Source organism: Massilia sp. NBRC 108631 (genome assembly GCF_059704565.1).
In genome coordinates this window covers 1-8676 of record NZ_BAAKJE010000131.1, presented here as the reverse complement: position 1 = coordinate 8676, position 8676 = coordinate 1, and the positions used below count along the sequence as shown (strand labels likewise).

Genomic DNA, 8676 nt, shown 5'->3' with positions numbered 1-8676 from the left:
GCCCAGCAGGTTGTTGCGGCGGCAGCTGATGTTGATGTTCTCGGCCACCGAGGCGCGCGCCAGGATGCCCTGTTCCTTGCGGTCCTCCGGGCACAGCACGATGCCGGCCGCGATGGCGGCCGACGGGCCGCCGGCGGGAACGGCTTTCCCGTCCAGCAGCACCTGGCCGGCGCTGCGGCGGTCGGCGCCGTACAGCAGGCGCATCAATTCGCTGCGGCCGGCGCCCACCAGGCCGAAGAAGCCCAGCACTTCGCCGCCGCGCACGCTGAAGCTGGCCGGGCCGTCCAGCGCCGCGCCGTCCAGGCCGCGCACCGACAGGCGCTCGCCGTGCGCCGGGCGGATGCGGTAGTCGTAGATGTCGTTCACCTGGCGGCCCACCATGTCGGCGATCAGGCGTTCGCGCGGCACGTCGGCCATCACCGGGTGGGTGACGATCTTGCGGCCGTCGCGGAAGATGGTGCAGGTGTCGCACAGCGCGTACAGCTCTTCCAGGCGGTGCGAAATGTAGATGATGGTGCGGCCGGCCTCGCGCAGTTCGCGCACCAGCCGGAACAGCACTTCGCTTTCGCGGTGCGACAGGCTGCTGGTCGGCTCGTCGAAGGCGATCACTTGCGCGTCCTGCATCAGGGCCTTGCAGATCTCCACCATCTGGCGCTGCGCGATGGACAGGTCGGCCAGGCGCGCGGCCGGGTCCAGGTCCACGCCCAGTTCGGCCAGGCGGCTGGTCACCAGCCGCTGCGCGGCCTTGTGGTCCACCAGGCCAAAACGCGTGGGCAGGCGGCCCAGCAGCACGTTCTCGGCCACCGTCAGCTCGGGCACGTACTGCAGCTCCTGGTGGATCACGGCCACGCCGGCGGCGATCGCGTCCGCCGCCGAGGTGAAGTGGCGCTCCTTGCCGGCCACCAGCAGGCGGCCGCCGTCCGGCTTGTACTGGCCGCCGAGGATTTTCAGCAGCGTCGATTTACCGGCGCCGTTCTCGCCCAGCAGGCCATGCACGGTGCCGGCCCGGGCTTCGAAGCTCACGCCGTTCAGTGCCTTCACGCCGGGGAAGACTTTGCTGACGTCTTCAAATTGCAGGTAGGCCGACACTTCAGCCTCCGGCTTTCACCAGCTCGGCCTGATTTTTGCGCGTCATCAGCGTGCCTTTGGTCAGCGTCACCGCTGCCGGCGGCTGGTTGGCGGTGATCCACTGGTGCATCAGCAGCGACGTTTCGTAGCCGTGCCGCTTGGGGCTGATCTGCACGGTGCCGTAGAAGCCGGTGGCAGCCGGCTTGGCGAACTCGTTCAGCGCGGTCTTGCTGCCGCCGATGCCGATGCCGATCATGGAATCGGCGCGCAGGCCGCGTCCTTCGGCGGCGCGCACCGCGCCCAGCACCGCTTCGTCGTTCAGGCCGAAGGCCACCCAGCGCTTGAAGCGGGCCTGCTTGGTGAGCGCGATGTTGGCCGCGTTGAACGCGCTTTCGGTGTCGGTACGGCTTTGCGGCGCATCGACGATGTTCGCCGCCGGGAAGCCGGCTTCCTTCAGCGCGTCCACCGCGCCCTGGGTGCGCTCCTTGGCCGTCGGCAGCTGGTCGTAGGCGATGCGCAGCGCGCCCACTTCCTCCGGCTTCCAGCCGCGCGCCTTCATTTCCTCGGCCAGGCCCTGGCCGACCTGGCGGCCGATCTCGTATCCCGAAATACCCATGTGCGGAATGCTGGCGATAGGCTTGCCGGCGCCGTCCACCAGGCGGTCGTCCACCGACATCACTTTCAGGTTCTGGCGCCTGGCCTGGCGTTCGACCGCCGCGCCCAGTTTCACGTCCGGCGCGCAGATGATGAAGCCTTGCGCTTTTTGCGCGGCCAGGTTGTCGATCGCGGCCATCATTTTTTCACCATTCGGCACGCCGATCTTCACCAGCGTGAAGCCTTTTTCCTTGGCTGCCTGCTCGGCGAAGCGCCATTCATCCTGGAACCACGGCTCCTCGGCCTGCTTGACCAGGAAACCGATCTTGACCGGGTCGGCCGCCTGCGCGGTGTGCGCAGTGAAGGCGGCGGCGGCCAGCGTTGCTGTCAGGGCTGCTGCGAGTAGTTTGATCTTCATGCGTGTCTCCAGTTGGTCCGGTTGGTGATGTTTTTTGATTATGTTTTTATATCGTCGAACAAGGCATCGGGCAGGCCGCGCGCGCCCCCGCCGTCAATCACATGCATGCCGCCGGTAGCGCCCACCAGCAGCTGGTTCAATTCGGGGCCGCCGAAGGCGGGACGGATGGGGTGCGATGAGGCTAGCGCTGTGCTGCGCAGCGCGCTGCCGTCCGGCGCGTACTGCACCAGGCGGCCGGCGCCGGCGGCGCTGCCGGCAGCCTGCGCGCTCCACACGCAGCCGGCGCTGTCGATGGTGGCGCCGAGCGGCTCGCCATCGGCCAGTTCGGCGAACAGGCGCACATTGGCCACGCGCGCGGCGCCGGCGTCGTAGTCGCACTGCTGGATGCGGCGCGTGGACGCGTCGCTGAAGTACATGATGCGCCCGTCCGGGCTGAAACAGATGCTGTGCGCGGCGGCCACCGTGGGCAGCGCCAGGCGGCGCAGGCCGTGCTGCGAGGAGTACTGGTAAAAACTGCCGATGGCGGTGCCGCCCATGGTCCGGCTGGGGGCGGCCGCGGTGCCGAATACGAAATTGCCGGCGCGGTCCGTGCTGCCGTCGCTGATGGCGGTGCGCGGCTCGGCCGGGTCCACCGCCACGGCAGGCTGCGGCGGACGCCGCCCCAGCCCTTCCAGCGGCGGCACGGCCAGATCGGCGAAGCAGAGCCACTTGGCCTGCGCCAGCAGCACGCGGCCGGACCGGCAGAATGCAAAGGCGGTGACGGAATCGGGCAGCCGGCTGCGCAAGGGCGCGGCGGTTTTGGTTCCGGCATGGGCGCCAGCGGCGTTCCACAAGTACAGCGCGGCGCTGTCCGGATCGGTCCACCACCAGCGGTCCGCGTGCCAGCGCAGGGCCGCCACGTGGGCGTCAGGCGCTACCGCCTTCGCCACACCGGCGGCCACGTGCTGGCGCGCGGCGGCGTCCATCAGCTACGCCATGCGCGCACAAAGGCGCGGGCACGTTCGCCGACTTCCGCCGCGCTCAGGCCAGGCTGGTACAGCGCACCGCCCAGGCCGAAGCCCGCCACGCCGGCGGCGCGGTACGGCGCCATGCCTTCCGGCGTGATGCCGCCAACCGGCAGCAGGCGCAGCGTGGGCGGCAGCACGGCGCGCATGGCGCGCACCAGGGTGGGGGTGATCAGTTCGGCCGGGAACAGCTTGACCGCGTCCGCGCCCGCGTGCACGGCGGCGAAAGCTTCGGTCGGCGTGGCGGCGCCGGGCACGCAGAACATGCCGGCCGCCTTGGCGGCGCGGATCACCTCGGTGTCTGCGTGCGGCATCACGATCAACTGGCCGCCGGCATTTTTCACCTCCTGCACCGCCTGCACGCTCAGCACGGTGCCGGCGCCCAGCAGCGCGTCGGCCGGCAGGCTGCGCGACAGCAGTTCGATGGATTCGAGCGGCTGCGGCGAATTGAGCGGCACTTCTATCATGCGGAAGCCCGCTTCGTAGAGCGCCGCGCCGACTTCTTCGGCTTCCTGCGGTCGCAGGCCCCGCAGGATGGCGACCAGGGGCAGCGCATCGAACGCGCTGGCGAATAAGGATGGGGTCGAAGATGGGGTCATGCTGCATTCTCCTTAACGACGCCGGCGGCTTGCGCCAGGCTTAACAGGCCCGCAGGCGCGGTGTTGTCCAAGACCAGGGCCGGCACGCCGCTGTAGCGCTGAAGCGCCAGCTGGTAGCGCGCGCACAGCGCCGGGCTGCCGACCAGCGCCAGCGGGGCGTGGTCGAGTTTTGCCTCGGCGCGCCAGTCGAGGCCGGCGCGCAGCTCGTGGCCGATCAGCAGGCCGGACAGGTAATCGGCCAGCGCCGAGGTGGGCATGCGCCCGGTGACGCCCAGACTGCGGGCGGAGAAGATCTGGTGGCTCATGCCGAGGTGGCCGGCGTCGCGCGCCATTTCCACGCCTTCGCAATAGGCCTCTTCGTCAAAGGAGCCGGCGTCTTTCGCTTCCGGCATCAGCCGGCCCAGCACCGAATGCTGGCGCAGCACCGCGTACAGCTCGCCCGTCATGTGGGTGGCGAAGCGTTCCACGCGGCCGCCGCGCACTTGTGCCCATTTCGAATGGGTACCGGGCAGCACGATGCAAGCCTGTTCCCGCAGTTCGGCACGCCGCTGCAGCGCGCCGACGATCTGGGTTTCCTCGCCGCGCATCAGGTCCGGCGGCAAGCCGCCGCCCTCCTTCAGCAGGCCGGGAATGATCAGGGCCGCGCCGTCCGGCGTGCGGCGCATGCCGGACGCCAGCGCCTGCGCGTCCGCCGGGCAGGCGGCGTAAGGCACGTCCACCCAGCCGTACTGGCTGCCGACCATGCCGCAGGCCAGCACCGGAAGGTCGGGACGGGCACGCATCCAGTCGCCCGCCGCTTGGTCCAGCACCGCCGCATAAGCCGCCGCGCCGGACAAGGTGGCCGCGCCCTGCGCCGTGGCGCGTTCCACCAGCGCCAGCCCGTCGGCGCCGACCAGGAAGGCGCGCAAGCCGGTGCTGCCCCAGTCGATGCCGATCAGGCGCGCCGCCGCCAATGCGGCCGCGTTGCCATCGGCGTTCCCCGGCGTGGCCGCGCTTACCATTCCGCCACGCTCCCGTCGAAGTGGCGCCACAGCGGATTGGCCCAGTCGGGGGCGTTCTTGCTGGCTTCGATCACGCGCTGCTCGTCCACTTCAACGCCCAGGCCCGGCTTGGGCAGCGGCTTGATGTAGCCTTTTTCGAGGTGGAAGTCCTCCTTGTTGAGCACATAGTCCAGCACTTCGCCGCCCTTGTTGTAGTGGATGCCCATGCTCTGCTCCTGCAGCACGGCGTTGTGCGACACGAAGTCCACCTGCAGGCACGCGGCCAGCGCGACGGGGCCCAGCGGGCAGTGCGGCGCCAGCGCGATGTCGTAGGCCTCGGCCATGGCGGCGATCTTCACGCATTCGGTGATGCCGCCGGCGTGCGACAGGTCCGGCTGCACGATGGACAAGCCGCCGGCGTGGAACACGTTCTTGAATTCGAAGCGCGAGTACATGCGCTCGCCGGCCGCCAGCGGAATCGAGGTCGACTCGGCCAGGCGCGGATAGTACTCGGCCTGCTCGGCCAGTACCGGCTCTTCGACGAACAGCGGGCGGTAAGGCTCCAGCGCGCGCAGCAGCACCTTGGCCATCGGCGCGGCCACGCGGCCGTGGAAGTCGATGCCGAACTCGATCTCGTTGCCGAAGGCGCCGCGAATCTCGGCAATGCGGCCCACTGCCGCGTCGACGGCGGCGGCGCTGTCGATGATGCCGAACTCCTCGGTGCCATTCATCTTGAAAGTGTCGAAGCCGGCTTTGCGCAGCGCGCGGATGCCTTCGATCACGTCGGACGGACGGTCGCCGCCTACCCAGCTATAGGTTTTCATGCGGTCGCGCACCAGGCCGCCCAGCAGTTCATACACCGGCACGCCCAGGGCCTTGCCCTTGATGTCCCACAGCGCCTGGTCGATGCCGGCCATGGCGCTCATCAGGATGGCGCCGCCGCGGTAGAAACCGCCCCGGTACATCACCTGCCACAAATCGTTGATACGGCGCGGATCCTGGCCGATCAGGTATTGCGCATACTCCTGCACCGCCGTCTCGACGGTGCGGGCCTTGCCTTCAATGACGGGTTCGCCCCAGCCCACGATGCCTTCGTCGGTCTCGATCTTGAGCAGCATCCAGCGCGGTGGAATACGGTAGGTAGTCAGCTTGGTAATTTTCATGGCGGTCAAAGAAGGGGTGATGGTTTGACGCCAGTCTAGCGCGCATAGCTAGCGCGTAAATATGTAATGTTTGCGCGAACGTATGCCGATTTGGCATATGTGGAGCGCCGGAGGATGGCCGCCATCCCCCGGCGCCGGCGCGCTACTCGCTGACCAGTTTGTCTGCGACGTACACGCGGTATTGCTTGATGCGGCCGGTGACCGTATCGGGGCCCTGGCGCGGCGTATAGCGCATGCCGGCCACCGCCACCCGCTGGCCAAGGTCGATGATCAGCCGGTGCGGATGCGCGGCGCCGGCCGCCGCCGCGCCGGCATATGCGGTATGCCAGTGGTCCGAGGCCTGCCCGTTGATGGCGTTGAGGGCCGAACCGTCCTCCTTCTTCAGCTCCTCGCTGCTGACGTAGGCGATGGTCCAGGATTGCTGGTTGAGCGTCTTGCCGTCCTTGCCCAGCAATGAAATCTCCGCCGCCGCCGCGTACTGCTTGCCGTCAAAGGCATCCAGCGATTCGAGGCAGAACTGGCGCCCCGCCACCGGCGCGGCAAACAGCACATCCTGGGTGGCGCCGCCGGCCGCGAATTCGCCGGCACCGGCCGGGACCACATCCGCCAGCGCCGGCCTGACGGTGCTGGGCGGGCGCGCCAGGTCCAGCTCGGGATTGAGCTGGTCCAGGATAGGCTCGGTGAGGCCGGCCATGCGCGCGCTGCGCGGGCCGGTCAGGTCCAGCACCACCACGTCGTTGCGGCCCTTGCGGATCCACGGACCGGGCAGGTACATGGTCTGGGTCGGGCCTATGCTCCAGTAGCGTCCCAGGCAGCGGCCGTTGATCCAGACTATGCCCTGGCCCCAGCTGGACATGTCGAGGAAGGTGTCGGCCTGCCGGGCGGCGTCAAAGCCGCCGCGCCAGAATGCCGGCCCCTGCGCGCGCCCGGCCTTGAACGCCAGCGGCGGCAGCGTGCCATCGGCGTCGAAGTCGATGGCGCGGATTTCCCAGTTCTCCAGCGCCTGCGCGGCGCCGCCCTTGACGGTGAACGTCACCGGACCGTGCAGGCCCTTGCGGTCGTGGACCTCCAGGCCGAAGTTGACCCGCGCGATGGTGTACAGCAGGATCTCCACCGTCACGGGCTTGCTGCGCGCCGGAACGGCCACCGAGAAACGCCGGTGGCGCGTATCCATCGTGCCAAGCTGTTTGCCGTCGATGTACACCCATGCCAGGTCGCGCACCTTGGCCGCGGCAAGCAGGCCCGCCGGTCCTGCAGGCAGCTGCACGCGGTAGGCCACCAGCCCGCGGCTGATGTCGTACTGTTCCATCGGTTCCGGCGAAACCGCCTTGATCGCGCGCGCAGGCAGGTTGGCAAACACCGCCGCCGACTCCTTCAGTGCGAATGGGCCTATCGCCATGACGGGATTGCGGGCCGGCGGCTCCGGCAGCACTTCGCCCGGCGCCAGGAACGGGCGCATGCCTTCGCGGTAGGCCTTGAACTTGGCGCCCACCCATCCGGCCTCGCTGATCGGCGCGTCGTAGTCGTAGCTGGTGGTGTCGGGCCTGAACGGACGGTCGCAACCGCCCCACAGGCCGAAGGTGGTGCCGCCATGGGCCATGTACAGGCTGAACGAACCGTTCGCCTCCAGCATGGCCTGGATATCGATGACGGCCTTCGCATTGTCGCCCCGGCGGTGCGGGTTGCCCCAGGTGTCGAACCAGCCCGAGTAATATTCGCCGCACATCAGCGGTCCGCGCTGCACCTTGGCCAGCTCCTTGAAGCCGGCGGCGGGATCGCTGCCGAAATTGGCCACCGAGAACAGCTCGGGGATATGTGTCTTGACCACCGCGTTGGTGGGATTGCACTGGAACAGCGGCACATCGAACCCGGCATCGAGCAGCGCCTGGCGCATCACGCGCATGTACTCCAGGTCTTCGCCGAAGAAACCGTACTCGTTCTCAACCTGCACCATCAGGATGGGACCGCCCTGCGTCGCCTGCATCGGCGCCAGCACGCGGCCCACTTCGCGCAGGTAGCGCCGCGCCGGATCGACAAAGGCCGGGTCGCGGGTGCGCAGATAGGCATCGCCCGGATGCTTCTTGAGCAGCCACCACGGCAGGCCGCCCATTTCCCATTCGGCGCAAGCGTATGGGCCGGGGCGCAGGATCACCCACAGTCCCTCTTTTTGAGCCAGGCGGCAGAACTCGGCCGCATCGCGCTGGCCGCTCCAGTCGTATTTCCCCTCACGCCATTCGTGGTAGTTCCAGAACAGGTAGGCGCACACGGTATTCAGGCCCATGGCCTTGATCGCTTGCAGGCGGTGCTGCCAGTATTCGCGCGGCACGCGCGCGAAGTGCATTTCGCCGCAGCGGATCTGCAGCGGCTTGCCATCGAGCAGAAAGTCGCTGGCGCCGATGGCAAAGCGCGGCGACGCGGCGCCCTGGGCGAGAGCGCGCATGGGCAGCAGCGCGCCGCCGGCGGCGGCGGCGGCGCCTTGCAGCAGGCGGCGGCGGGGCAGGTTCGCGCGCGCCATTTAGAACGCCATCCTCAGGCCGACGTTGACCCGGCGGCCCACGTCTTCCAGTGTCAGGAACTGGGACTCGTTCAGCGCGTACTCGTGCATGCGCGAGTTGCCCAGGTTGATGGCGTCTGCATACAGCGACATCTTGGGCGTGATGTTGTAGCGCAGGCTGGCGTCGGTCTGGCCGTAAGCGGCGCGGTTGCGCGGCATGGTGCTGCCACCGCCGCAGTCCACCGAGAAGTGGTTGCGCCAGTTGTAGCTCACGCGGGCCGAGAACTTGCTGTTCTCATAGAAGATCGAGCCGTTGTACGACTGCGGCGACAGGCCGGGGTAGCCGCAAGCGGACG

7 protein-coding genes and 1 pseudogene are annotated in these 8676 nt (G+C 68.6%); all 8 read right to left on the bottom strand.

Annotated elements, in window-relative coordinates; translation table 11 throughout:
* The coding region (locus AC6H42_RS14660) for an ATP-binding cassette domain-containing protein (protein ID WP_497548361.1) at positions 1–1089 on the bottom strand (1089 nt) is incomplete at its 3' end.
* Between the two features lies 1 nt (position 1090).
* On the bottom strand, positions 1091–2080 hold the full coding sequence (locus AC6H42_RS14655; protein WP_057158677.1) for an arabinose ABC transporter substrate-binding protein: 990 nt from the start codon (positions 2078–2080) through the stop codon (positions 1091–1093).
* 38 nt (positions 2081–2118) lie between these two features.
* The gene (locus AC6H42_RS14650; RefSeq protein WP_497548360.1) at positions 2119–3045 is read right to left on the bottom strand and encodes an SMP-30/gluconolactonase/LRE family protein; all 927 of its coding nucleotides are present in this window, start codon (positions 3043–3045) and stop codon (positions 2119–2121) included.
* Positions 3045–3683, bottom strand: coding sequence for a 2-dehydro-3-deoxy-6-phosphogalactonate aldolase (locus AC6H42_RS14645; protein WP_057158680.1), 639 nt, complete (start codon positions 3681–3683; stop codon positions 3045–3047). The genes AC6H42_RS14650 and AC6H42_RS14645 overlap by 1 nt, the downstream gene beginning before the upstream one ends.
* Positions 3680–4684, bottom strand: coding sequence for a 2-dehydro-3-deoxygalactonokinase (locus AC6H42_RS14640; RefSeq protein WP_057158682.1), 1005 nt, complete (start codon positions 4682–4684; stop codon positions 3680–3682). The genes AC6H42_RS14645 and AC6H42_RS14640 overlap by 4 nt, the downstream gene beginning before the upstream one ends.
* Positions 4678–5826: a galactonate dehydratase gene (dgoD, locus tag AC6H42_RS14635; protein WP_057158735.1), complete on the bottom strand. Its 1149-nt coding sequence runs from the start codon at positions 5824–5826 to the stop codon at positions 4678–4680. Before dgoD ends, AC6H42_RS14640 begins: the two co-directional genes overlap by 7 nt.
* A gap of 142 nt (positions 5827–5968) precedes the next feature.
* Entirely contained in the window at positions 5969–8341 is a 2373-nt protein-coding gene (locus AC6H42_RS14630; protein ID WP_057158684.1) for a beta-galactosidase, read from the bottom strand.
* Positions 8342–8676, bottom strand: a pseudogene (locus AC6H42_RS14625) (TonB-dependent receptor); the annotation flags it as partial.

Coding starts and splice junctions, on each gene's coding strand:
- AC6H42_RS14640 (WP_057158682.1), bottom strand. CDS start 4,684: ATGGTAAGCGCGGCCACGCCGGGGAACGCCGATGGCAACGCGGCCGCA.
- AC6H42_RS14650 (WP_497548360.1), bottom strand. CDS start 3,045: ATGGACGCCGCCGCGCGCCAGCACGTGGCCGCCGGTGTGGCGAAGGCG.
- dgoD (WP_057158735.1), bottom strand. CDS start 5,826: ATGAAAATTACCAAGCTGACTACCTACCGTATTCCACCGCGCTGGATG.
- AC6H42_RS14645 (WP_057158680.1), bottom strand. CDS start 3,683: ATGACCCCATCTTCGACCCCATCCTTATTCGCCAGCGCGTTCGATGCG.
- AC6H42_RS14630 (WP_057158684.1), bottom strand. CDS start 8,341: ATGGCGCGCGCGAACCTGCCCCGCCGCCGCCTGCTGCAAGGCGCCGCC.
- AC6H42_RS14655 (WP_057158677.1), bottom strand. CDS start 2,080: ATGAAGATCAAACTACTCGCAGCAGCCCTGACAGCAACGCTGGCCGCC.